Consider the following 23,323-nt stretch of genomic DNA (forward strand, 5'->3'; position numbering starts at 1 on the left):
GCTCATGCCTAAAACACCGATTGCCAGCCGTCCCCACGACCACTCTCATTGCGTTCACAGCGCTTTGTCCGAGGCCGATGCGCTATGCGCTCGTCAGGGCCTGCGCTTGACCGCCTTGCGCCGGCGGGTGCTGGAACTGGTGTGGCAAAGCCACAAGCCGCTGGGCGCGTACGACATTCTCGCGGTGCTGAGTGAGCAGGACGGCCGCCGCGCCGCGCCACCGACCGTGTACCGGGCGCTGGATTTTCTATTGGAGAACGGCCTGGTTCACCGGATCTCCTCGCTCAACGCCTTCATCGGCTGCAATCACCCGGAGCACGCGCATCAGGGCCAGTTCCTGATTTGCCGCGACTGTCACGCGGCGATCGAGCTCGAACAGAAGTCCATCAGCGATGCGATCATCGCCAGCGCCCAGGATGTCGGGTTTGTCGTTGAAGGCCAGACCGTCGAAGTGATCGGTCTTTGCTCTGGTTGTCAGGGGGCGTGATGAGCAACGCGCTGATCCGCCTCGAGCAGGTTGCCGTCACGTTTGCCGGGCAAAGTGTGCTGGATAACATCGAGCTGAGCGTCGAGCCGGGCCAGATCGTCACCTTGATCGGCCCCAATGGCGCCGGCAAGACGACGTTGGTGCGCGCCGTGCTCGGTCTGTTGAAGCCGGACAGTGGCAGCGTCTGGCGCAAGCCGAAACTGCGCATCGGTTACATGCCGCAAAAACTTCACGTCGATCCGACACTGCCGCTCTCGGTTCTGCGCTTCTTGCGTCTGGTGCCGGGCGTGGACCGCGCGATGGCCCTGGCGGCCCTCAAGGAAGTCGGTGCCGAGCAGGTGATCGACAGCCCGGTGCAAAGTGTTTCCGGCGGTGAAATGCAGCGTGTCTTGCTGGCCCGGGCCTTGTTGCGCGAGCCGGAACTGCTGGTGCTCGACGAACCGGTGCAAGGTGTCGATGTGGCCGGTCAGGCCGAACTCTATGGCCTGATTACCCGTCTGCGTGACCGTCACGGTTGCGGAGTATTGATGGTGTCGCACGACTTGCATCTGGTGATGAGCACCACTGACCAGGTGGTTTGCCTCAATCGCCACGTTTGCTGTTCCGGTCACCCTGAGCAGGTCAGCGGCGATCCGGCCTTCGTCGAGCTGTTCGGAAAAAACGCACAAAGCCTGGCGATTTATCACCACCATCACGACCACGCCCACGATCTGCATGGCTCGGTGGTCAAGGCGCCCGGATCGGGCCATACCCATGTCCATGGAGATAGCTGCAAGCATGGCTGATTTTCTGCTCTACGCCCTGCTTGCAGGTCTGGCCCTGGCGGTAGTCGCGGGGCCTCTGGGTTCCTTCGTTGTCTGGCGGCGCATGGCTTATTTTGGCGACACCTTGTCCCACGCGGCCCTGCTGGGCGTGGCGTTGGGGTTTTTGCTGGATGTCAGTCCGACCGTTGCGGTGACCGTGGGCTGCTTGCTGTTGGCGGTGTTGCTGGTGACTTTGCAACAGCGTCAGCCGCTGGCGTCTGACACGCTTTTGGGAATTCTCGCACCCAGCACGCTCTCTCTGGGCCTGGTGGTACTAAGCTTCATGCACGAAGTGCGGATCGATCTGATGGCGTATTTGTTCGGCGACCTGCTGGCGATCAGCCCGACCGATCTGGCCTGGATCCTGGGTGGTAGCGCGGCCGTTCTGGCGCTGCTGGTAGCCTTGTGGCGGCCGTTGTTGGCCATCACCGTGCATGAGGAGCTGGCCAGGGTCGAGGGCTTGCCCGTAGCCGGATTACGCATGGCGCTGATGCTGTTGATCGCCGTGGTGATTGCCGTGGCGATGAAAATTGTCGGTGTGTTGTTGATCACTTCGTTGCTGATCATCCCGGCGGCTGCGGCACAGCGTCACGCCCGCTCACCGGAACAGATGGCACTGGGTGCGAGCCTGCTGGGCATACTCGCCGTGTGTGGCGGATTGGCGTTGTCCTGGTTCAAGGACACCCCGGCCGGCCCGTCAATTGTGGTGACAGCCGCTGCGCTGTTTCTGCTGAGTTTTGTTCTGCCCCGTCGAGGGGTGTAGACTTGCTCGTTTTTTGCGCAAATAGAGAGTCGCAGGAATGAAGTCGTTCGCCTCCCGTTATCTGCTCCTTGTCGCATTTTCCGTGCTACTGGGCGCTTGCCAAAGCACGCCACCGGCGGCCACCGAAGCCCCCGATGCGCGGGCCGCCGCCATTGCACAGCTTGAGCAAAGTCTGGCCAGCAGCGAACTGGCCACGGCGGAAGATCAACTGGCTGCGTTGCAGGCCGAATCGCCCAACGATCAATCCCTTGAGCAATACCAGCGTCAACTGGCTGAAGCCTATTTGATGCGCAGTCAGATCGTGTTGCAAAAAGGTGATGTAAACGCCGCAGCCACCGCCCTGAGTCGTGCCCGTGCGCTCATGCCCAAGGCGCCGGCGCTGGCTGGTGGGGTCAATGGCGCCATCGCCCAGGCGCGCAAGGCTGAACTGGAAAAGGCCGAAGCTGCTCTGCAGGCAGCCGAAGCCCAGCCAAAAGCCAAGGTCATCGACCCCACGGCTGAAAGCACCACGGTTGCGCTGAATATCAACGATATGGGCAAATTGCGTCGACAACTGGACGCTATCGCCGCCGATGTGGTGAATTTTCAGTGTGATGTGAGCATTCAGGCTCCGCGTACTGATGATTATCCCTGGTTGGCGAATTTGCTGAGCAAGCGGGTGAAGAAACTCGATCCGGAGTTCGATCTGAAGCTGGAGCGGCAGATCCTGCGCAGCGTTCCGGCGCAGATGGTGCTCAGTCCTCGCAAACCTTAAAAGCATCGCGAGCAAGCTCGCTCCCACGTTCGATTTGTATTCACTGCAAATCAACTATAGGAGCGAGCTTGCTCGCGATGACGGCCTTTCAATCGCTATAAATTATCAGGCCGGAACAGCCTTGGCCTTCGGCTCCCTGTCCCAAACCCGATGCTGCCCGATGGCCGCAAAAAACGGTTTGATCAGCTTCGCATCCGCGCCAACGATCAACCCCGCGTCGGTCTCCAGCTTCAACACATCCAGCAATTGTTTTGCTTCGCCATGCAGCGCGATCGCTTTCAAGTGTTTGTAGGCTTCGAGCAGGTAATGCAGGGCCACGCCGTCCGCGCTCAAGGCTTTGATCGATGGGGCTCCACCCGGCACGAACACCGCGTCGAACGCCACTGAAGGCAAACCTTCCATGGATGCATCCACTGGCAATGCCTTGCCATCGGCGGTCGTCACGGGGGCGGAAGTCGGGCCAAGCAGTTTGGCGTGCGCACCTTCCGCTTCCAGCGCTTTCTTCATGGCATCAATGGCCGCGCCATCGACACCGTTGGCTGCAAGGATGGCGACTTTTCGCGTCTTGATATTGCCCGGTAGCAGATTGGCCTGGCTCAGGGCAGGCGAACGCTCCAGAGAAATCTTCGGCACATCGACCGTTCCGGCCTTCGGTGCCGGCAAGCCCAGGTTCTGCGCCACGCGCTTGGCCAGTTCCAGGTCGATGTTGGCGAGGATCTCGTTCACTTGCCGTGCGCGGATGAACTCCCGTTCAACCTTGCCCAGCTCGAAGCTGTACGCCGAGATGATGTGCTCCTGCTCATGCTTGCTCATGCTGTGGAAAAACAGCCGAGCCTGGGAGAAGTGGTCGCTGAACGACTCGCTGCGCTGACGAATCTTGTTGGCATCGATGCGTTCAGGATACGTCTCGAAACCACCGTCCTGCGCGGCGGGTGGTGTTTCTTTCGGCCAGCCGCCGTCGATTGAGTTTGGTTCGTAGGACGCGCGGCCCTTATCAATCGTGGTGCGGTGCAACGCATCCCGCTGGCCGTTGTGGAACGGCGTGACCGGACGGTTGATGGGAATCTCGTGAAAGTTCGGTCCGCCGAGTCGGCTGATCTGCGTATCGGTGTAGGAAAACAGCCGGCCTTGCAGCAGCGGATCGTTGGAGAAATCGATTCCCGGCACAATGTGGCCCGGACAGAAAGCGACCTGCTCGGTTTCGGCAAAGAAGTTATCGGGGTTGCGATTGAGCACCATTTTGCCCAGCGGTGTGATGGGGACCAGCTCTTCCGGAATCAGCTTGGTGGGGTCGAGAATGTCGAAATCGAAGGCATGTTCGTTTTCTTCCTCGATGACCTGTACGCCGAGTTCCCATTCCGGGTAGTCCCCCATCTCGATGGATTCCCAGAGGTCGCGACGGTGGTAGTCGGTGTCCTTGCCCGCCAGTTTCTGCGCTTCATCCCACACCAGCGAACAAGTCCCGGCCGTGGGGCGCCAGTGGAATTTGACGAAGCGTGATTTTCCTTCGGCATTGATCAGGCGGAAAGTGTGAACGCCGAAACCCTGCATGCTGCGCAGGCTTTTCGGGATCGCCCGGTCGGACATGGCCCAGATCACCATGTGCGCCGATTCCGGCTGCAACGAGACAAAGTCCCAGAACGTATCGTGGGCCGAGCCGCCGGTGGGTATCTCATTGTGGGGTTCGGGTTTCACCGCATGCACGAAGTCAGGAAACTTGATGGCGTCCTGAATGAAAAACACCGGCATGTTGTTGCCCACCAGATCGAAGTTGCCTTCGTCGGTGAAAAACTTCACCGCGAAGCCTCGTACATCACGGACCGTGTCGCCCGATCCACGAGGGCCTTGCACGGTGGAAAAACGAACGAATACCGGCGTTTTTTGGCTTGGGTCCTGCAGGAAACCCGCCTTGGTCAGCACGCTATGGTTCTCGTAGGACTGAAAGAAGCCATGGGCACCCGTGCCTCGAGCGTGAACGATGCGCTCGGGAATGCGTTCATGGTCAAAGTGCGTGATTTTTTCACGCATGATGAAGTCTTCCAGCAGCGAAGGCCCGCGGGCCCCGGCCTTCAGGGTGTTTTGATTGTCCGCCACCTTCACGCCCTGATTGGTGCGCAAGGCCTGATCGGTGGCGTCGGAGCGGAATTTTTCCAGGCTATCGAGTTTGGCGTTGGTGTTGCTGCGGTCCAGGGTATCGGTCCCGGCCAGTGCGCTCTTGGGGGCGGCAGGCTTCTTGGTACTCATCAGGCATAACTCCTCGGGCTATTTTCGAGTGGCTTAAGTAGTGACTGATGACGTTTTTGACCGTTCCCTTTATCTGACCTTTGATCGCGTTATTGCCAAATGGCTGGTTGAATGCGAAATAAATGCTAAGAACCTCTATACGGACAGGCTAAAATGCGCGCCCGGCTAACCGCTGATCCTTTTCTAACGCGCCCCACAAGGTTCGCTACGTGATCGAGTTTCAAAACGTCCATAAAACCTACCGCGTCGCCGGTAAGGAAATTCCCGCCCTGCACCCGACCAGTCTGACGATTGAGAACGGTCAGGTCTTTGGCCTGATCGGCCACTCCGGTGCGGGAAAAAGTACCCTGCTGCGCCTAATCAATCGCCTGGAAAGCTCCAGTGGCGGCAAGATCATCGTTGATGGCGAAGAAGTCACGGCGCTCGACGCCAACGGTTTGCGCCGTTTCCGTCAACAGGTCGGGATGATCTTCCAGCATTTCAATTTGCTGGCGTCCAAGACCGTTGCCGACAACGTCGCGCTGCCACTGACTCTGGCCGGTGAGCTGTCGCGTGCTGACATCGATCGGCGTGTGGCCGAATTGCTGGCCCGGGTCGGTTTGTCCGACCACGCCAAAAAGTTCCCGGCGCAATTGTCTGGTGGTCAAAAGCAGCGTGTCGGCATTGCCCGCGCCCTGGCGACCAAGCCGAAAATCCTGCTGTGCGACGAAGCCACCAGTGCCCTGGACCCACAGACCACGGCCTCGGTTCTGCAATTGCTGGCCGAAATCAATCGCGAGCTGAAGCTGACCATTGTGCTGATTACCCATGAGATGGATGTTATCCGTCGTGTCTGTGACCAGGTGGCGGTGATGGACGCTGGCGTGATCGTCGAGCAAGGCTCGGTGGCCGAGGTGTTCCTGCATCCGAAGCACCCGACCACCAAGCGCTTCGTGCAAGAAGACGAGCAAATCGACGAAAGCGAACAGCGCGATGATTTCGCTCACGTACCGGGGCGCATCCTGCGTCTGACCTTCCAGGGTGAAGCGACCTACGCGCCGCTGCTGGGTACCGTCGCGCGGGAAACGGGTGTGGACTACAGCATCCTCGCCGGTCGTATCGATCGCATCAAAGACATTCCCTACGGGCAACTGACCCTGGCCGTGACCGGTGGTGACATGGAGGCGGCCTTCGCCCGCTTCAGCGCCGCCGACGTCCACATGGAGGTGCTGCGTTGATGGAAGCCCTGACAAGTTTCTTCGCCAATATCGACTGGTTCGAAATCTGGCTGGCCACCGGTGACACCTTGCTGATGCTCGGTGGTTCGCTGTTGTTCACCGTATTGTTGGGTCTGCCGCTGGGTGTGTTGTTGTTCCTCTGCAGCCCGCGTCAGTTGCTGGAAGCCAAAGGCATTTACGCGATGTTGTCGCTGGTGGTGAACATCCTGCGCTCGCTGCCGTTCATCATTTTGCTGATCGTGATGATTCCGTTCACCGTGTTGATCACTGGTACTTCCCTCGGTGTCGCCGGTGCGATTCCGCCTCTGGTGGTGGGCGCCACGCCGTTCTTCGCGCGACTGGTGGAAACCGCGTTGCGTGAAGTGGATCGCGGCATCATCGAAGCGACCCAGTCCATGGGCGCGACGACGCGGCAGATCATCACCAATGCGTTGCTGCCTGAAGCCCGTCCGGGCATCTTCGCGGCGATTACGGTGACAGCGATTACACTGGTGTCCTACACGGCGATGGCGGGTGTGGTCGGTGCGGGTGGGCTAGGTGACCTGGCGATTCGTTTCGGTTACCAGCGTTTTCAAACTGATGTGATGGTGGTCACCGTGATTTTACTGCTGGTACTGGTTCAGGTACTGCAAACCGTCGGCGACAAACTGGTTGTCCACTTTTCCCGTAAATGATCAATGAACTGGCCATTGGCTGGCAGGCGCTGGTTTCAGGCGTCGCAAGCGAGTATCCACAAGGAGTTAGCTGAATGAAAAAACTACTCGTCGCATTCGCTGCTGTTGCAGCTTTTTCCGCTCACGCTGCCGACACCCTGACGGTCGCGGCGACCCCGGTTCCACACGCGGAAATCCTCGAATTCGTTAAACCGGCCCTGGCCAAAGAAGGCGTGGACCTGAAGGTCAAAGTCTTCACCGACTACATCCAGCCGAACGTGCAGGTCGCGGAAAAACGCCTGGATGCCAACTTCTTCCAGCACCAGCCGTACCTCGATGAATTCAACAAGGCCAAGGGCACTAACCTGGTTTCGGTAGCCGGTGTACACCTGGAGCCGCTGGGCGCCTACTCCAGCAAGCATAAAAAACTGGAAGATCTGCCGGGCGGCGCAAACGTGGTGATCCCGAACGACGCCACCAACGGCGGTCGCGCCTTGCTGCTGCTGGCGAAGGCTGGCCTGATCAAGTTGAAGGATTCGAACAACATCCTGTCGACCGTCAAGGACATCACCGAAAACACCAAGGACCTGAAAATCCGTGAACTGGAAGCCGCGACCATCCCGCGCGTGCTGACCCAGGTCGACCTGGCCCTGATCAACACCAACTACGCGTTGGAGGCCAAGCTCGATCCGGCCAAGGATGCACTGGTCATCGAAGGCAGCGACTCGCCTTACGTGAACATCCTCGTTGCCCGTCCGGACGACAAGGACAGCGATGCGATGAAGAAACTGGTTGCTGCGCTGCACAGCCCGGAAGTGAAAGCATTCATTCTCGAGAAGTACAAAGGCGCGGTGGTGCCGGCGTTCTGATTGGCTGAAAGCAACGAAAAAGGGGACGCCATGAGCGTCCCCTTTTTTATGCCGATTACACCGCCTTCTGTAGGAGCGAGCTTGCTCGCGAAAAACAAAAGGACGCCACTGGGCATCTGGATTTACGCGTTAACGTTCACGACCATCGTCGGAACGCCGCTCGAAGCAAGCCCGCTCCTACAGGTTCCGTGGCGTTCTCACTGACGCTTCAACATCACCGGTAATTGCGCCACCAGTTTCTGGTTGTTCAACGGCGCCCGGATAAAACCGCGCTGTGTCCCGTCCGGTCCGATCACCGCCAGGTTGCCGCTGTGGTCGACGGTGTAGTTCGGTTTGCTGGTGTCCGCCGGAATGAACGGGATGCTCACGGCATTGGCGACTTTTTGCAGTTCTTCGACCGATGCCGGGGCCAGGCCGATGAACTGTGGATCGAAGTAGCCCAGATACTGCTTGAGCTGCTTGGGCGTGTCGCGATTCGGGTCAACGCTGACCAGTATGATCTGCAACTTGTCCACCGCCTCGGGCGGCAGTTCGCTTTTGATCTGGCGCAGTTGGGCGAGGGTGGTCGGGCAGATGTCCGGGCAGAAGGTGTAGCCGAAGAACAGCAGGCTCCATTTGCCTTTCAACTCGTTGATCGTGACCGGTTGGCCGTCCTGATTGGTCATCGTCACGCTCGGCAGACTGCGGCTTTGCGGTAGCAGGATAATCCCCGCATCGATCAGCGCCGTCGGGTCGCCCTGGCCTTTGCCCGACAGCACTTTGTTGATGGTCAGGCCCAGGACCAGCGCGATCAGGGCGACGAGGATGAAGACGGTTTTCTGGGTTCGAGTCATAGATTCAACAATAAGTAGTGGTCAACGAGCAGGGCGATGAACAGCAGGAACAAGTAGTAAATAGAGTACTTGAAGGTGTTGATCGCCGCGTGCGGCCGAGTGCCACGGTACAGCACCACCGCCCATTGCAGAAATCGGGCGCCCAGTCCGATGGCGCAAATCAGGTAGAGCAGGCCACTCATGTGAATCACATACGGCATCAGGCTGACGGCCAGCAGCGCACCGGTGTAAAGCAGGATATGCACCTTGGTGTAATGCTCGCCATGGGTCACCGGCAGCATCGGAATATCGGCCTTGGCGTATTCTTCTTTGCGGTGAATGGCCAGGGCCCAGAAATGTGGTGGGGTCCAGGCGAAGATGATCAGGACCAGCAACAGCGGTTCGGCGCTGACATGACCGGTGGCGGCAGTCCAGCCGAGCAAGGGCGGAGCGGCACCGGCCAGCCCGCCGATGACAATGTTCTGCGGCGTCGCGCGCTTGAGGAAACCGGTGTACACCACGGCATAGCCGAGCAGGGAGGCGAGGGTCAGCCAGGCCGTCAGCGGATTGGTGAAGGCCAGCAGCAAGGCCTGGCCGAGCACCGCCAGCACCAGGGCAAAGGTCAGCGCGGCGGCCGGTGTCACCCGACCTTCAGCCAGTGGCCGTTTGTGCGTGCGGGCCATCACCGCATCGATGCGCCGGTCCACCACATGGTTGACCGCTGCCGCACCGCCCGCGCACAGGGCGATCCCCAGATTGCCGAACAGCAACACGGTCCATGGCACGCCGGCGCGGGTTGCGAGGAACATCCCCACCAGCGAGGTGATGAGCATCAGCACCACCACTTTTGGTTTGGTCAGCTCCAGGTAGTCACGCCAGATCGCCTGACTGGGTCGTTCGCCGATCAGAATCGCCATGGCATCTCTCCTTTTATTGTTATGGGCCCGGCTGTTTGTTTACGCGGACTGAAGCGCCAGCGAGTCGGTTGTTTGACCCGAATCAGGCTGGTGCGGGCGTGATAATTGACCAACACCATGGTCAGCAGCAGCGCAGCGCCTCCGGCGTTGTGCGCGACGGCCACTGGCAGGGGCAGATGAAACAGCACGTTGCTGATACCGAGGGTGATTTGTGCGGCGAGAGCGATCAGTACCAGGCCCGCCAGGCGCGTCATGCCGACCGCCTTCAGTTGCCACGCCAGACCCAGTAGCACGAGGGTCACTAGCAACGCGCCGATGCGATGCGTCAGGTGAATCGCGGTGCGGGCATCGCTGTCCAGTTGCCCGCCGAGGTAATTCGGGCCGATGTGTTGGGTCAGGTGAAAGCCGTTGGCGAAGTCGGCGGGGGGCAGCCATTGACCGTGGCAGGTCGGGAAGTCGATGCAGGCCACGGCGGCGTAGTTGGAACTGACCCAGCCGCCGAGGGCAATTTGCAGGATCACCAGCAGCAACCCGGCCGTCGCCCAGTGTTGCAAGCGTCGTGGCACGGTCAGCGCCGGCAGTACGCCGGACAGGCGCAAGGTCAGCAGAAACAACAGGCTCAGCGTGGCAAAGCCGCCCAGCAAATGCCCGGTGACCACTTGCGGCCAGAGCTTGAGCGTCACCGTCCACATGCCAAACGCCGCTTGGCCAAACACCACCGCCAGCAGGAACAACGGCAGCTTCAGCGGTTGTCCCGGATGCCGGCGATTGATCCAGGCACGTCCGGCCAGCACCGAGATCAGCATGCCGAGGGTGCCGGCAAAGTAGCGATGGATCATCTCGTTCCAGCCCTTGTGGGCCTCTACTGGAGCGTCAGGGAAATGCAATTCGGCATGGGCCAGTTGGGCTTCGCTTTTCGGCACACTGATAAAGCCGTAGCAGCCCGGCCAGTCCGGGCAGCCGAGGCCGGCGTGGGTCAGGCGGGTATAGGCGCCGAGCAACACCACAATCAGTGCCAGCAAGGTGGCAAACAGCGCGAGGCGAAATCCAGGTTTGGCCATGACGATGCCCTTATCCGATGTTCGACAGTTTCAGCAGGTGGCGCAGGTCGTTGAGCAAGTCCTTGCCCTTGACCGACGGGTCGTAGCGCAGCACCAGATTGCCGTGTGGATCGATGATCCACAGTTGCGGCGTGGTCTTGTCGCCGTTCGATTGACTGAAAGTGCTCAAATCCAGCGGATAGCGCTGCAGCTGCGGATATTCCCGAGTCAGTTTGGCGTCGTACTCGGACGTCAGGGGCTGGGCGGCGGCAAGTGCGTGGCTGGCGCGAGAGGCATCGCGACCGAGGCCGATCTGGATTTGCCGTGCCAGATACACCAACTGCTGGCAGTCCAACGCGCAATCCTTCGGCGCGGTGACCAGCATCTGCCAGCGGTCCTCCTGTGCCTGCACGCCGATGTCGGCGCGGGTCTGACCGTTGCCGATCAGTTCGCCGTGATAACTGCGGCCCTCCGGCACCCAGAACTGCAGTTTGTACATGCCGGTGGCGAGGATCATCGGACCGATCACCCCGAGCAGGATCAACAGCAACTGCAAGCGACCCTTGCGCCGACTCGCCGGCGTTTTCGCCTCAGACATGCTGGGTGGATTCATGGCCGCTCCCATGGTGTTTCTCCTTTGCGTTGTGCCAGCCGAGGTAGAGATAAAGGCCGAACAGGGCGATCGCCATGGCGAACCACTGCACGGCGTAAGCGATGTGTTTTTCCGGGCCCATGGCGACCACCGGCCAGTCAGCCTGGTAGGACGCGGGGCCGCTTTCCTCGCGTAATTCGTAGGCGAACCCTTCGCGCTCGAGGGCTGACCAGAGTTTTGCCGGGTCAACCGCCGTGACCAGTTGAGGCCAGGTCGTTGCGTTGGGATCGGCATGGAGCTGGAAGGTCGCGCCGGGGGAGACGTAGACCCACGCGTCGAGACTCAAGGCATCGGCAGGGGTGGTGAATTGAGGCGGTGTGCGCCGGTCCGGCCATGGCAGCCAGCCGCGGTTGACCAGCAGCCAGAGTCCGGTCGCCTGATCCTGAAATGGTTGCAGCAGTTCGACCCCGACCTTGCCATCGCGCTGACGGTTATCCAGCAGCAGGCTGTGGGCGGCATCGAACTGGCCGTGCAGGCGCACGCGGCGAAAGGCAGGGTCTGCGGTGTGTTGCAGCTCGGTGCTGGCCATCGGCTCGGCGGCCCGGCGCTCGGTGTAGCTTTGCAGCAGTGCGCTTTTCTCCGCGCCCCGGCTCAATTGCCAGAACCCCAGGGACACCAGCAGTGGCAGCAACAGCGCCACCACCAGTGTCGGCACGATGCCCGGCCGGAAGCGCTTCATGGCGTGGCCAGAAAGTCGGTCATTGCGATAGCTATACTCAAATGCATCGCCTGTCCCCCGGAGTTCCACCATGCTCAAAGCAGCCATCGTCCTGATGCTGATTGCCACGGTTGTCAGCCTGTTCAGCGGCCTGTTTTTTCTGGTCAAGGACGACAGCAGCTCGAACCGCCTCGTCATTGCCTTGAGTGTCCGTGTTGCACTGGCCGCCATTACCGTCGGCTTGATCGCCTGGGGTTTTTTCAGCGGCCAGTTGGTTTCCCATGCCCCTTGGTAGCTTCAAGCTTCAAGCGCTTCCAACTTGAGGCTTGCAGCTTGCGGCTTATAGCTGCTCTTAAAGCACGTACACGAAAACGAACAGTCCGATCCACACCACGTCCACGAAGTGCCAATACCAACTTGCCGCCTCGAAGCCAAACTGATGATCGGCGTCGAAGTGCCCGCGCATGATCCGCATCAGCATCACGAACAGGATGATGGTGCCGATGGTCACGTGGGCACCATGGAAGCCGGTGAGCATGAAGAACGTTGCGCCATAGATGCCCGAGCCCAGGGTCAGGCCCAGTTCGTGGTAGGCGTGCATGTACTCTTCGGCCTGGAAGGTCAGGAACGCGCAACCGAGCAGCACGGTGATCGCCAGCCAGAGTTTCAGCGCGCCGCGATGGCCTTTCTTCAAGGCGTGGTGGGCGATCGTCACCGTCACGCTGGAGCTCACCAGCAACACGGTATTGAGCAGCGGCAGGCCCCAGGGGCTGATGACCTCCTTGGGCGGCGGGAAAAGTTTGGAGTCCGGATTGTTCAGCAGTGGCCAGGTGAACTGAAAGTTCGGCCACAGCATATGGGCGATGCCTTTGGCGCCTTCGCCACCCAGAGCCGGGCCGGAGACGTGGCGCACATAAAACAGCGCGCCGAAAAAGGCGATGAAGAACATGACCTCCGAGAAGATGAACCAGCTCATGCCCCAGCGGAACGAGCGATCCATCTGCGGGCTGTACAGTCCGCCGCGACTTTCCTTGATCACCGCGCCGAACCAACCGAACAGCATGTAGGCCAACAGCAGGCCACCGACGAAAAAAATCAGTGGGCCGTGGGATTCCGGCCGCGCGGCTTTCAGGTCGTTGAACCAGGTGGCCAGGCCGAACACGGTGGTGAGCATGCCGAGCGTGGCAATGATCGGCCACTTGCTCTGGGCGGGAACGTAATAATGTTCATGAGTTGCCATTGATTGTTCTCCTTATCGGGCACGCTCAACCGCCAGTGTTTGCAACGACTACCGGTGGATGTCGGGCGGTGATATCGAACAGCGTGTAGGACAGCGTCAGGTGCTTCACATCCTTGGGCATGTCACGGTCAACGATGAAACGTACCGGCATCTCGATCCGTTGACCGGGCTGCAGCACTTGCTGGGTAAAGCAAAAACATTCGGTCTTGTGGAAATACGCCGCCGCGGTGCTGGGCGCGATGCTCGGGACAGCCTGGGCGCTCATCGGGCGGTCGGTGGGGTTATGCGCGATGAAGATCATCTCGTTCACCGCCCCCGGATGGGCCACCAGATCATCACCCTTGGGATAGAACTCCCACGGCATGTCGGCGTTATTCATCGACAGAAACTGCACGCGAACCTGCCGCGAGGTGTCGACCGTTTGCTCGCCCTCGTACTGCCCGGCGGTCTTGCCATTGATGCCGAATGCCTTGCACATCACGTCGTAGATAGGCACCAGGGCAAAGCCGAAAACAAACATCGCTACCACCACCAATAGCAGGCGGGTGACCAGTTTCTTCATCGAAATCGAGTCAGCCATGGTTCCAACCCGCAACCGGGCCCCCTGTGGGAGCGAGCCTGCTCGCGATGGTCGTCAACGATAACGCTGCAAGCCTGATGCTCCGCGGCGCTCTCAGGTTTTTCGCGAGCAGGCTCGCTCCTACAGGGGTTACGTTCATTTCACTTCCGGCGGCGTGGTGAAGGTGTGATACGGCGCCGGCGACGGGATGCTCCACTCCAGGCCTTCGGCCCCATCCCACGGTTTGGCCGGTGCTGGCGGGCCGCCGCGAATGGTCTTGATCACGATGAACAGGAAGAAGATCTGCGTGGCGCCGAACATGAACGCGCCGATCGACGACACCATGTTGAAGTCGGCGAATTGCAGGTTGTAGTCCGGAATCCGGCGCGGCATGCCGGCCAGCCCTACGAAGTGCATCGGGAAGAAGGCCATGTTCATGCCGATGAACGACAGCCAGAAATGCAGCTTGCCGAGGGTTTCGTCGTACATGTGGCCGGTCCATTTCGGCATCCAGTAGTAGGCCGAGGCGAAGATCCCGAAGATCGCCCCTGGCACCAGCACATAGTGGAAGTGCGCGACCACGAAGTAGGTGTCCTGGTACTGGAAGTCCGCCGGGGCGATGGCCAGCATCAACCCGGAAAAACCGCCGATGGTGAACAGGATCACGAACGCTACGGCAAACAGCATGGGTGTCTCGAAGGTCAGCGAGCCCTGCCACATGGTGCTGGCCCAGTTGAACACCTTCACGCCCGTCGGCACCGCGATCAGCAGCGTGGCGTACATGAAGAACAGCTCGCCCACCAGCGGAATGCCGACCACGAACATGTGGTGCGCCCAGACGATGAACGACAGGAACGCGATACTCGCCGTGGCGTAGACCATCGAGGTGTAGCCGAACAGCGGCTTGCGCGAGAAGGTCGGGATGATCGAACTGACGGCGCCGAAGGCCGGCAGAATCATGATGTACACCTCGGGGTGGCCGAAGAACCAGAACACGTGCTGGAACAGTACCGGGTCACCGCCACCGGCGGCGCTGAAGAAGCTGGTGCCGAAATGGATGTCCATCAGCATCATCGTCACGCATCCGGCCAGTACCGGCATCACCGCAATCAGCAGAAACGCGGTGATCAGCCAGGTCCAGACGAACAGCGGCATTTTCATCAACGTCATGCCGGGGGCGCGCAGGTTGAGGATGGTGGCGATCACGTTGATCGCGCCCATGATCGAACTGATCCCCATCAAGTGGATGGCGAAGATGAAGAACGTCACGCTTTCCGGTGCATAGGTCGTTGACAGCGGGGCGTAGAAGGTCCAGCCGAAGTTCGGTCCGCCACCGGGGGTGAACAGGGTCGAGACCAGCAGGATGAACGCCGCCGGCAGCAGCCAGAAGCTGAAGTTGTTCATCCGCGGCAGGGCCATGTCCGGCGCGCCGATCATCAGTGGGATCATCCAGTTGGCGAGGCCGACGAACGCGGGCATCACCGCACCGAACACCATCACCAGACCGTGCATGGTGGTCATCTGGTTGAAGAACGCCGGTTCGACGATTTGCAGGCCTGGCTGGAACAATTCGGCGCGGATCACCATCGCGAACGAACCGCCGAGCAGGAACATGGTGAAGGCAAACCACAGGTACAGCGTGCCGATGTCCTTGTGGTTAGTGGTCAGCACCCAGCGCATCAGGCCTTTGGCGGGGCCGTGGGCGTGGTCGGCATGACCGTGGTCATCGATAACGGCGCTCATGGCCTGTCTCCTGTCAACAGATGGGCTGGGCAGGCCGGGGCACTGTGCCCCGACCGGTTCCTTACATGCGCAATAGACCGGGTCATTTGCTTTCCGCCTGTTTCAGCTCCAGCACTTCTTTAGGAGTGACCATGTCGCCCTTGTTGTTGCCCCAGGCGTTACGTTCGTAGGTCACGACCGCCGCGATATCGACTTCCGAGAGCTGCTTGCCGAACGCCGCCATGGCGGTGCCTGGCTTGCCGTGGAAGACCAGGCTCAGGTGAGCCTCTTTCGGTCCGGTGGCGATTTTCGAGCCCTTGAGCGCCGGGAACATGGGCGGCAGTCCCTGGCCTTCGGCCTGGTGACAGGCTACGCACGTGGTGTGATAGATCTTGTCGCCGCGCTCCTTGAGCTCGTCGAGGGTCCATTCCTTGCTGGTCAGTTCTTTAAGCTGAGCGGCTTCGGCTTTGCGGTCGGCCAGCCACTTGTCGTAATCGGCCTTTTCCTTGACCTCGACCACGATCGGCATGAAGCCGTGGTCCTTGCCGCACAGCTCGGCGCACTGGCCACGGTAGATGCCGGGTTTGTCGACGCGGGTCCAGGCTTCGTTGACGAACCCCGGGATCGCATCGCGCTTGACCGCAAAGGCCGGCACCCACCAGGAGTGGATCACGTCGGCGGATGTCACCAGGAAGCGCACCTTGGCGCCAATCGGCAGCACCAACGGCTTGTCGACCTCAAGCAGGTAATGCTCGCCCTTGGCTTCCTTGTTGTGGATCTGGTTGGCGGGGGTGGCCAGGTTGCTGAAAAACTCGACGTCCTGGCCCAGGTATTTGTAATGCCACTTCCACTGATAACCGGTGATCTGGATATCGATATCCGGCTCACTGGGGTCGTACATCTTGATCAGGGTCGCCGTCGCGGGAACCGCCATGGCCACCAGAATGATGAAGGGCACGATGGTCCAGAGGATTTCGACGGTGGTGCTTTCATGGAATTTTGCGGCCACCTGCCCGGTCGAGCGGCGGTGCAGAATCATCGACCAGAACATGGCGCCAAAGACGATGATGCCGATCACTACACAGATCCAGAAAATGGTCATGTGCAGGTCAAATACAGCGTGACTGATTTCAGTCGCTCCAGGCGCCATATTCACAGTCCAGGCGGCTTGCGCCTGGCTGAAAATCGACCACAACAGGAGGCCCATCCAGACATGTGGATGTCGCATCATTGCGGGTTCCCCTTATCGTTCTTGTTATCCCGCCGGCTTTCACCTGCGGCAAGGGAGCGGCTGCATCAGACTACGAACTTGAATCGCCGGGCCTTGCTGCATTTGCAGTCGGGCGTCATCAGCTAACTCCATTCAAGTCCGAGTATAGACAGCGACTCTCACCTCGCAATGCGAAGGCGTAAATGATCTGAAACAGCATTAACTTGCGTTGCAGGCCACGAATGGAGAAGGATGCAGACGAGTGGTGGCAAATCGATATAACGCAGGTGTCTCAAGGATGAAATAATTATGACAAATGCGTCTTAGCATTTTTCGTAAGCCAGCTAAGTTATGTCTTCCCTATTTCACTGCCTTGTTTCCTGGAGTTTTCATGAACACCGCCGCATTGCGCGAGCAGATCCAAAAAGCCCAACAACACGAATCCGAAACCGGCCTGCTGACGCGTCAGCTGGAAAGCAAACTGCCTCGCTTGCACCCGGCGATCCAATTGCCGGAGGCGGATGCCAATGGCGTACTGACACGTTTTGTCGCCGCCTACATCGACGAAGTGCCTGATCTGCTGGACGCAGCCAATGAAGTCGCCAGGGAAGCGGGTATCGAGTCACAGATCAAACCGGTGCTGAAAATCGCCGAGCAGTATTTCCTCCAGCCACCGGCGATCATGGCCGGGCACGTCGGGCTCGACAGCCTGCTGGACGAGGCCTACCTGGCGCATCGGTTTGTCGAAGAGGTCAATGACCTGTACATCAAGCATTTTGGCCAGCCACTGATCCCCTTGGACATGACTGTCGCCAACCTGATTGCTCACCAATTGATCGGTGAGGAATTCGCCAACCAACTGGACGAGGCAGTGCATCACGCCATCGACGAGATGCTCAACGAAGAGAGTTTCGCTCTGGAGTCGGTAGAGGCCTACCGCGAGAAGCTCAGCAGCCCGGACACCGGCGCCGCGTGGAAGCGTTGGCCGTGCATGTCCCGCCGCCTGGGCGTGGGCCTGGAGCTGGAAGCCTGATCCACCTCCGTCCACTGTAGGAGCGAGCCTGCTCGCGATGGTCGACAACGGTTACGCGGGTATCCTGACACCCCGCGGTGTTCTTTTGCCCATCGCGAGCTCGCTCCTGCAGGGGTATTCAGCCCGATGCACCTATACCGGTGTTGGTCCGCACCCGTCCCTCCAACCGGCGCTTCAATCCCCGGGACTCGATCAAGAACTTCGAGCCCTTCGCCGCATTCGCCCGACCCCATTCCTCCAGTAGCTCCAGACACGCATGATCGATGTAGCTCAGATTATTGAGCGGCACATGCACCGTCGCGCCGTCAGGAATGCTTGCGAGTATCCGGGTCAGCGCCGGCACTTTGAGAAAGGTGGCCGCGCCCACCAGCCGCAACTCCATTTCTCCCTCTTTGGGCAGGTCGATCAGGCTGACCTTCAAGCGTGAGGCTTTCCAGGCCAGTTTGGCCAGGGTCAAGCCAAAGCCGATCAGCACGCCGGTCAGCAGATCGGTGAAAACGATCGACAGCGCGGTCGCGGCGTAAGTGAACATCGGCAGGCGGCCATAACGTCCGAGGCTGCGAAACGCCTTGAGGTCGACCAGTTTGAAACCCGTATAAACCAACACGCCGGCCAGACTTGCCACGGGAATGCTTTGCAGCACGCTCGACAGCAGCATCACGAACGCCAGCAGCCACAGTCCGTGGAAAATCGTCGAGTACCGTGTGGTGGCTCCGGCTTGTACATTGGCTGAGCTGCGAACGATCACGCCGGTCATCGGCAGCGCGCCAAGCAGACCGCAGAGCATGTTGCCGATTCCTTGTGCTGACAGTTCGCGATCGAAATCCGAACGCTGACCACTGTGCATGCGGTCTACTGCGGCGGCGGACAGCAGGGTTTCGGCGCTGGCGATAAAGGCCACGGCAAACGCGGCGATCAGCAGGGTGGGATCCGCCAGGTTGAGCAGGTCGGCTGGCCGCAACCAATCAATGGCTTCGGCCAGGTTGGCCGGGACTTCCACGCGCTTGACCTGCAATGCCATCACCAGGCTGGTGACCGTGGCAAGACCAACGCCGAGCAACGCACCTGGAATGAAGCGCAGGGATTGCGGGCGTAGTTTTTCCCACAGCCACATCACCGCGATGGTTCCCAGCCCGAGCAAACCGGCCTGCCAGCCAAAAGAAGGCAAGGCCTGGGACACGGCAGCGGGGAGCGCCGCCAGGTTATCCAGTCCCGAAGGCTTGGGCGCGGCATCGAGCATCACATGCACCTGTGACAGGACGATCAATACCCCGATGCCGGCGAGCATGCCATACACAACGGCAGGCGCCGTCACCCTGAACCAGCAGCCAAGTTTCAATCGACCGGCCACCAGTTGCAGAAAACCCGCCAACAACAGGATCGGCCCGAGCATGTCCACACCATGCTGGCGCACCAGTTCGAACACCAGCACCGCCAAGCCTGCCGCGGGGCCGCTGACCTGCAAGGGGGAGCCGGCCAACCAGCCCACCACCAAACCACCGATGATCCCGGTGATCAGGCCTTTGGCTGGGGGAAGTCCCGAAGCAATGGCAATGCGCATGCACAAGGGCAGGGCTACCAGGAATACAACCACCGAAGCCAGTAGCTCACGTGGCAGAACAGCTTTGAGTTGCGCAGCACGCATGTTGATTCTCCCGAAGTTTTCTTCAGGCATGGCAAAGCCAGGCTGCCTGATCGGCAGCCTCGGCATAACCACGCGGGATTTAGGAGTATTTAGAAGCGCGCTTTGGGCGTCGCCACGGGAATCGGCAGGCTGCCATTAAGCGGCAGGAAACAGCCCTGATCGGCATCGTAGGCTTTGATTTCGCTGGTTTCGATGTTGTAAACCCAGCCGTGGATAAACAACTGACCATTGGCCATGCGCGAAGCCACTGACGGGTGCGTGCGCAAGTGCTGTAACTGGGCGATCACATTTTCCTCGGTGAGGACGTGCATGCTTTCGCTTTCATTGGCGCAGTTGCAGTTCTCCTGAACCATGGTTTTCGCCACTTCGGCATGTCGAAGCCAGGCTTTGACCGTCGGCATTTTTTCCAGGCTCTGCGGGTTGAGCACCGCGCGCATCGCGCCACAGTCGGAGTGCCCGCAGATAATGATGTGATGCACGCCAAGAGCCAGCACGGCGTACTCGATGGCCGTGGAAACACCACCGTTCATTTGCCCGTAAGGCGGTACGACGTTACCCACATTGCGGGTGACGAACAGATCGCCGGGGGAGCTTTGAGTGATTAATTCAGGAACGATGCGCGAATCCGCACAGGCGATGAACATCGCTCGCGGTCGTTGGGCGGTCGCGAGTTTTTTGAAGAGTTCTTCCTGTTGCGGAAAGATCTCATGATGAAAATGCAAAAAGCCGTCAACGATATGCTGCAGCGCCGCATCGGCGGTTTCCACCTCCGGTTGGGCAGACGCCGACGCAGCCAACGGCTGTTTATCCTTGTCACTCATGATTCATCCTCTTTTGCGGAGTCAGGGAATTTCCCTTTTTATCCGGTGTGAAGCCAGTGGCTGTTTAAAAACATCCAGGTCAAAAAAATCTGACCCGCCAGTCACTCGATGAACAAGGTAGTCGACGAATCTTAACTCAAACTGAATCAAGCGCTCTAGAACGTGTGTTCCAGGTCACAAAAAACGTGACCAGCCTAATGCCTGCAAGCGCTTCCCAATACTCAGCAATAGGTCAATCGTCCTTAAATCAATGACATTTGGCGACCTGGCGGACAAAAGGATTCGCAATCCAGGTTAAACCCTTCCCGTTGATTAAGCCCCAGGCGCCTGATGGTTTTGGAGAAGCGCTGTGCCAACAGGTCGGCAAAGGGACCTTCGCCGCGCATCCGTGCGCCAAAACGGCTGTCGTACAACTCACCACCACGGCTCTGGCGAATCAGGCTCAGGACATGAGCCGCCCGTTGCGGGTAATGAGCGCCCAGCCATTCCTCGAACAGCGGTGCAACCTCCAGCGGCAAGCGCAGCATCATATACGCCGCACTCTGTGCTCCGGCCGCATGGGCCTCGGTCAGCAGGCTTTCGAGTTCGCTGTCGTTGATCATGGGAATCATCGGTGAGCACAGCACTCCCACCGGAATTCCCGCCTCACGCATGACCCTGATCGCGCGAAGTCGGGCCTTGGGCGCCGCCGCTCGGGGTTCAAGGATGCGTTTGAGTTCGTCATCCAGGGTGGTCAGGCTGATCATCACCGCCACCAGTCTCTGCCGGGCGAGTTCGGCCAACAGGTCCAGATCGCGCAGGATCAACGAACCTTTTGTGATGATGGTCACCGGGTGGCGATAACGCAGCATCACTTCCAGGGTTTGGCGGGTGATCTCGTGTTCGCGCTCGATCGGCTGATACGGGTCGGTGTTGGAGCCAAGATTGATCGGCGCGCATTGATAGCCACGCTTGGAGAGTTGTTCCTCCAGCGCCTGAGCGGCGTTGGTCTTGGCGATCAGGCGCGTTTCGAAATCCAGTCCCGGGGACATGTCCCAATAGGCATGGCTCGGTCGTGCATAGCAATAAATGCAACCGTGCTCGCATCCGCGGTAAGGATTGATCGAACGATCAAAGGGCAGATCTGGCGAATTGTTGCGGGTGATGATGGTTTTCGCCGTCTCAATGCGCACCTCGGTGCCTTGCGTGATCGGCACTTCCTGATACCAGCCGTCGTCCTCGGCCACCGAACGATTTGGGGCGAAGCGATTGTGCGGGTTGGTCGCGGTGCCGCGGCCACGGGGGGGCAATGGCGTTTGCATGGGGGCATCCTGTTAGCTGTACGCACATACAGTATATCGCTGCGCCGTGGTCGACCAGTGCCGTTCGGCATTTTTCTGTTTTAATTATATAAGCCAGAGTGTGGTAATTAATAGATACATATGTAGTCTGGTTTGCAGGCAATAAGTATCGGTATTATTTTTTTGCAGCAAACCCTAATTATGGATATCGCTTAAAAGGATTTAATAATGTCGTATTTCAATCGTCGTGGTATTTTTCTTCAGAAACTTGGCCCGACCGTAGTCGATCCGGATGAAGTGCTGGTTTCCATGCAATTCGCTCTGAAAGAGTCTGCACAGGATGAAGAAGGAGCGATCACTGAAAAGTTGCTTGATTCCACCATTTTCATTGCATCCTCTACTGACGGTGGCCAATCTTTCAGTATTGGCAACGCCAAAGATGTAGATGGTGATGGCGATATCGATAATGACGACAGGGCCAGATTGCTGGCACTCGCCAAAGCCTATGCAAATATCGTTCGTCCCTGATTCATGATTGCCAGTCACTGTCGGCACGTTCAGTTGCCGAAGGTGGAGTGGCATGCTGCGCACACGAGCTGTGCGCAGCTGCAGATAAGGAAGTCCATCATGTGGAATCCCGCAAGCACGGGTGTGTTCTTACAGCGAATAGAAACACCGGAAAGTAATAAAATAGTTCTAAAAATTCTGAGGAAGCCATCTGGTGCTGGTTACGCAGATCTTGCTGAAGAAACAGTCACGGTTTTGAATTTTAATCCGAACGATACTGAAGAATACTCTCTGCAGTTTGATCCTTGGTCCGACATAAATGTTGTTGCGGATGGCAGCATTGATGAGAAAGATATAAATGTGATCACTCGGCTTGCGCTGGAGTTTCGTGATCAGACAGCAATCAGCTCGGATAGCGGAGTTTTTCTTGAAGTCACTCCTGTCGAGGAAAAAAGGCTTCTGGTGAAAGTTAGTGTGTTGGACCTGGAAGATGTTGAGCAGCCGGAATTCAATTATGTTCTGAACGCCACTTCTTTTGATAAGGGTGAAAGTTTCTCAGTAAGAAGGATCAATCCCCATTCCGGCCCAGCTGTCGAAGAAACCCCCGGCCTGGAAAACCTGATAAAAGCGTTCATCAAATTGAGATTGTAAATTCAGCTGATCCGCGCATATTTCACGTTTCATTGACACCTGCCTCACGGGCCTTTGACCGCTCAGGGCTGAACATAGGACATCAACATCCAGTCTCTCCCTGAACGGTCAACCGAGCATGCCCCTACCGCGCATTTTTCCGGCGATGTGCCTATCGCTTGTTGCACTTTTCAACCATGTACCAGTTTTCGCAGACGATACGGCGTTGCCTCGTCCGCCAGAGTGGGCGCAACCCGTCGAGGTGCAGTACAACCTCTTTCAGATGAGCCCGACGCTCTATCGCAGCGCACTGCCCGACAGTGGCGCTGTTTCGCTTCTGGAAAAACTCAAGATCGGCACCGTGATCAGTTTTCTCCCTGAAGCGGATTCAAGCTGGTTGTCGACACCCGGTATCGCCCAGGTACAACTGCCCTATCGCACAAACCATGTGGATGACGCAGACATCATCAAGGCCCTGCGCACCATTCAAACCGCCGAAGCCAAAGGCCCGGTTTTGATGCACTGCAAGCATGGATCTGACCGAACCGGTTTGATCGCGGCCATGTATCGGGTTGTGGTGCAGGGCTGGAGCAAGGAAGACGCACTGAACGAAATGACCCATGGTGGCTTTGGTGACAGCACCCACTTCAAGGACGGTATTCGTTACATGATGCAGGCCGATGTCGACAAACTTCGCACCGCGCTGGCCAACGGCGATTGCAGCACTAGCCCGTTCGCGGCGTGTTCGATGAAAAGTTGGTTCAAATCGGCACATGTCGAGTAACCATGCCCTCCACTGCATTGCGC

Annotated in this window: 25 protein-coding genes; 12 read left to right on the forward strand and 13 right to left on the reverse strand. The window is 58.9% G+C overall.

Annotation, left to right across the window (positions count from 1 at the left end):
• The first annotated feature begins 4 nt into the window (after positions 1–4).
• Genes zur through GQ39_RS25480 form a run of 4 tightly spaced genes read left to right on the forward strand, consistent with a single transcriptional unit; the run spans position 5 to position 2,807 of the window.
• The gene (zur, locus tag GQ39_RS25465) at positions 5–487 is read left to right on the forward strand and encodes a zinc uptake transcriptional repressor Zur (protein WP_047535811.1); all 483 of its coding nucleotides are present in this window, start codon (positions 5–7) and stop codon (positions 485–487) included.
• Positions 487–1,272, forward strand: coding sequence for a zinc ABC transporter ATP-binding protein ZnuC (gene znuC / locus GQ39_RS25470; RefSeq protein WP_047535813.1), 786 nt, complete (start codon positions 487–489; stop codon positions 1,270–1,272). The genes zur and znuC overlap by 1 nt, the downstream gene beginning before the upstream one ends.
• Positions 1,265–2,053, forward strand: a complete 789-nt coding sequence (znuB, locus tag GQ39_RS25475) for a zinc ABC transporter permease subunit ZnuB (RefSeq protein ID WP_047535815.1) — start codon at positions 1,265–1,267, stop codon at positions 2,051–2,053. Before znuC ends, znuB begins: the two co-directional genes overlap by 8 nt.
• Positions 2,054–2,090: 37 nt before the next feature.
• Positions 2,091–2,807 (forward strand): PA5502 family lipoprotein, encoded by a 717-nt coding sequence (locus tag GQ39_RS25480; protein WP_047535818.1) that lies wholly within the window; start codon positions 2,091–2,093, stop codon positions 2,805–2,807.
• A gap of 105 nt (positions 2,808–2,912) precedes the next feature.
• Here the strand turns inward: GQ39_RS25480 and katE are convergent, their stop codons facing one another.
• The gene (katE, locus tag GQ39_RS25485; protein ID WP_047535820.1) at positions 2,913–5,051 is read right to left on the reverse strand and encodes a catalase HPII; all 2,139 of its coding nucleotides are present in this window, start codon (positions 5,049–5,051) and stop codon (positions 2,913–2,915) included.
• A gap of 209 nt (positions 5,052–5,260) precedes the next feature.
• Here katE and GQ39_RS25490 point away from each other — a divergent pair, with 209 nt between their 5' ends.
• The 3 genes from GQ39_RS25490 (at position 5,261) to GQ39_RS25500 (ending at position 7,790) form a co-directional block, all read left to right on the forward strand.
• Entirely contained in the window at positions 5,261–6,268 is a 1,008-nt protein-coding gene (locus tag GQ39_RS25490) for a methionine ABC transporter ATP-binding protein (RefSeq protein ID WP_047535823.1), read from the forward strand.
• Entirely contained in the window at positions 6,268–6,942 is a 675-nt protein-coding gene (locus GQ39_RS25495; protein ID WP_047535826.1) for a methionine ABC transporter permease, read from the forward strand. The genes GQ39_RS25490 and GQ39_RS25495 overlap by 1 nt, the downstream gene beginning before the upstream one ends.
• Before the next feature lie 74 nt (positions 6,943–7,016).
• Positions 7,017–7,790 (forward strand): MetQ/NlpA family ABC transporter substrate-binding protein, encoded by a 774-nt coding sequence (locus tag GQ39_RS25500; RefSeq protein ID WP_047535829.1) that lies wholly within the window; start codon positions 7,017–7,019, stop codon positions 7,788–7,790.
• 197 nt (positions 7,791–7,987) lie between these two features.
• Here the strand turns inward: GQ39_RS25500 and GQ39_RS25505 are convergent, their stop codons facing one another.
• The 5 genes from GQ39_RS25505 to GQ39_RS25525 are packed head-to-tail and all read right to left on the reverse strand — an operon-like array spanning position 7,988 to position 11,890.
• Entirely contained in the window at positions 7,988–8,623 is a 636-nt protein-coding gene (locus tag GQ39_RS25505; protein WP_047535832.1) for an SCO family protein, read from the reverse strand.
• The gene (cyoE, locus tag GQ39_RS25510) at positions 8,620–9,519 is read right to left on the reverse strand and encodes a heme o synthase (protein ID WP_047535836.1); all 900 of its coding nucleotides are present in this window, start codon (positions 9,517–9,519) and stop codon (positions 8,620–8,622) included. Before cyoE ends, GQ39_RS25505 begins: the two co-directional genes overlap by 4 nt.
• A complete protein-coding gene (locus GQ39_RS25515) occupies positions 9,507–10,580 on the reverse strand; it encodes a COX15/CtaA family protein (RefSeq protein ID WP_047535838.1) in 1,074 nt (357 codons plus the stop codon). The genes cyoE and GQ39_RS25515 overlap by 13 nt, the downstream gene beginning before the upstream one ends.
• A 10-nt stretch (positions 10,581–10,590) precedes the next feature.
• On the reverse strand, positions 10,591–11,184 hold the full coding sequence (locus GQ39_RS25520; protein ID WP_047535841.1) for a hypothetical protein: 594 nt from the start codon (positions 11,182–11,184) through the stop codon (positions 10,591–10,593).
• Positions 11,150–11,890, reverse strand: a complete 741-nt coding sequence (locus GQ39_RS25525) for an SURF1 family protein (RefSeq protein ID WP_047535845.1) — start codon at positions 11,888–11,890, stop codon at positions 11,150–11,152. The genes GQ39_RS25520 and GQ39_RS25525 overlap by 35 nt, the downstream gene beginning before the upstream one ends.
• Positions 11,891–11,960: 70 nt before the next feature.
• Here GQ39_RS25525 and GQ39_RS25530 point away from each other — a divergent pair, with 70 nt between their 5' ends.
• Entirely contained in the window at positions 11,961–12,164 is a 204-nt protein-coding gene (locus GQ39_RS25530) for a twin transmembrane helix small protein (RefSeq protein WP_008064738.1), read from the forward strand.
• A 57-nt stretch (positions 12,165–12,221) separates the two neighbouring features.
• Here the strand turns inward: GQ39_RS25530 and GQ39_RS25535 are convergent, their stop codons facing one another.
• From GQ39_RS25535 to coxB, 4 genes are all read right to left on the reverse strand, one after another.
• Positions 12,222–13,109, reverse strand: a complete 888-nt coding sequence (locus GQ39_RS25535) for a cytochrome c oxidase subunit 3 (RefSeq protein WP_047535850.1) — start codon at positions 13,107–13,109, stop codon at positions 12,222–12,224.
• A gap of 25 nt (positions 13,110–13,134) precedes the next feature.
• Entirely contained in the window at positions 13,135–13,689 is a 555-nt protein-coding gene (locus GQ39_RS25540; RefSeq protein ID WP_047535851.1) for a cytochrome c oxidase assembly protein, read from the reverse strand.
• Between the two features lie 135 nt (positions 13,690–13,824).
• Positions 13,825–15,411, reverse strand: a complete 1,587-nt coding sequence (gene ctaD, locus GQ39_RS25545; protein WP_047535857.1) for a cytochrome c oxidase subunit I — start codon at positions 15,409–15,411, stop codon at positions 13,825–13,827.
• Positions 15,412–15,493: 82 nt separating this feature from the next.
• On the reverse strand, positions 15,494–16,621 hold the full coding sequence (gene coxB / locus GQ39_RS25550) for a cytochrome c oxidase subunit II (protein WP_047535858.1): 1,128 nt from the start codon (positions 16,619–16,621) through the stop codon (positions 15,494–15,496).
• Between the two features lie 370 nt (positions 16,622–16,991).
• Between coxB and GQ39_RS25555 the strand changes: the two genes are divergently transcribed.
• On the forward strand, positions 16,992–17,633 hold the full coding sequence (locus GQ39_RS25555; protein WP_047535859.1) for a hypothetical protein: 642 nt from the start codon (positions 16,992–16,994) through the stop codon (positions 17,631–17,633).
• Positions 17,634–17,751: 118 nt separating this feature from the next.
• On the opposite strand, the gene GQ39_RS25560 is transcribed toward GQ39_RS25555, so the two are convergent.
• The 3 genes from GQ39_RS25560 to GQ39_RS25570 all read right to left on the reverse strand — a co-directional run bounded on the left by GQ39_RS25560 (position 17,752) and on the right by GQ39_RS25570 (position 21,400).
• A complete protein-coding gene (locus tag GQ39_RS25560) occupies positions 17,752–19,278 on the reverse strand; it encodes a SulP family inorganic anion transporter (protein ID WP_047535862.1) in 1,527 nt (508 codons plus the stop codon).
• A gap of 89 nt (positions 19,279–19,367) precedes the next feature.
• Complete coding sequence (locus GQ39_RS25565) at positions 19,368–20,099, reverse strand: carbonic anhydrase (protein ID WP_047535864.1); 732 nt, start codon at positions 20,097–20,099, stop codon at positions 19,368–19,370.
• 242 nt (positions 20,100–20,341) lie between these two features.
• Positions 20,342–21,400: a PA0069 family radical SAM protein gene (locus GQ39_RS25570; RefSeq protein ID WP_047535867.1), complete on the reverse strand. Its 1,059-nt coding sequence runs from the start codon at positions 21,398–21,400 to the stop codon at positions 20,342–20,344.
• 207 nt (positions 21,401–21,607) lie between these two features.
• Between GQ39_RS25570 and GQ39_RS25575 the strand changes: the two genes are divergently transcribed.
• From GQ39_RS25575 to GQ39_RS25585, 3 genes are all read left to right on the forward strand, one after another.
• Positions 21,608–21,907: a hypothetical protein gene (locus GQ39_RS25575; RefSeq protein ID WP_047535870.1), complete on the forward strand. Its 300-nt coding sequence runs from the start codon at positions 21,608–21,610 to the stop codon at positions 21,905–21,907.
• 99 nt (positions 21,908–22,006) lie between these two features.
• Positions 22,007–22,537, forward strand: coding sequence for a hypothetical protein (locus tag GQ39_RS25580; RefSeq protein ID WP_047535873.1), 531 nt, complete (start codon positions 22,007–22,009; stop codon positions 22,535–22,537).
• 118 nt (positions 22,538–22,655) lie between these two features.
• Positions 22,656–23,300 (forward strand): phosphatase domain-containing protein, encoded by a 645-nt coding sequence (locus GQ39_RS25585; RefSeq protein ID WP_047535876.1) that lies wholly within the window; start codon positions 22,656–22,658, stop codon positions 23,298–23,300.
• The last annotated feature ends 23 nt before the right edge of the window (positions 23,301–23,323 follow it).

Origin of the sequence: Pseudomonas sp. 11/12A (assembly GCF_000800055.1) — a bacterium.
GTDB classification, from domain to species: domain Bacteria; phylum Pseudomonadota; class Gammaproteobacteria; order Pseudomonadales; family Pseudomonadaceae; genus Aquipseudomonas; species Aquipseudomonas mohnii.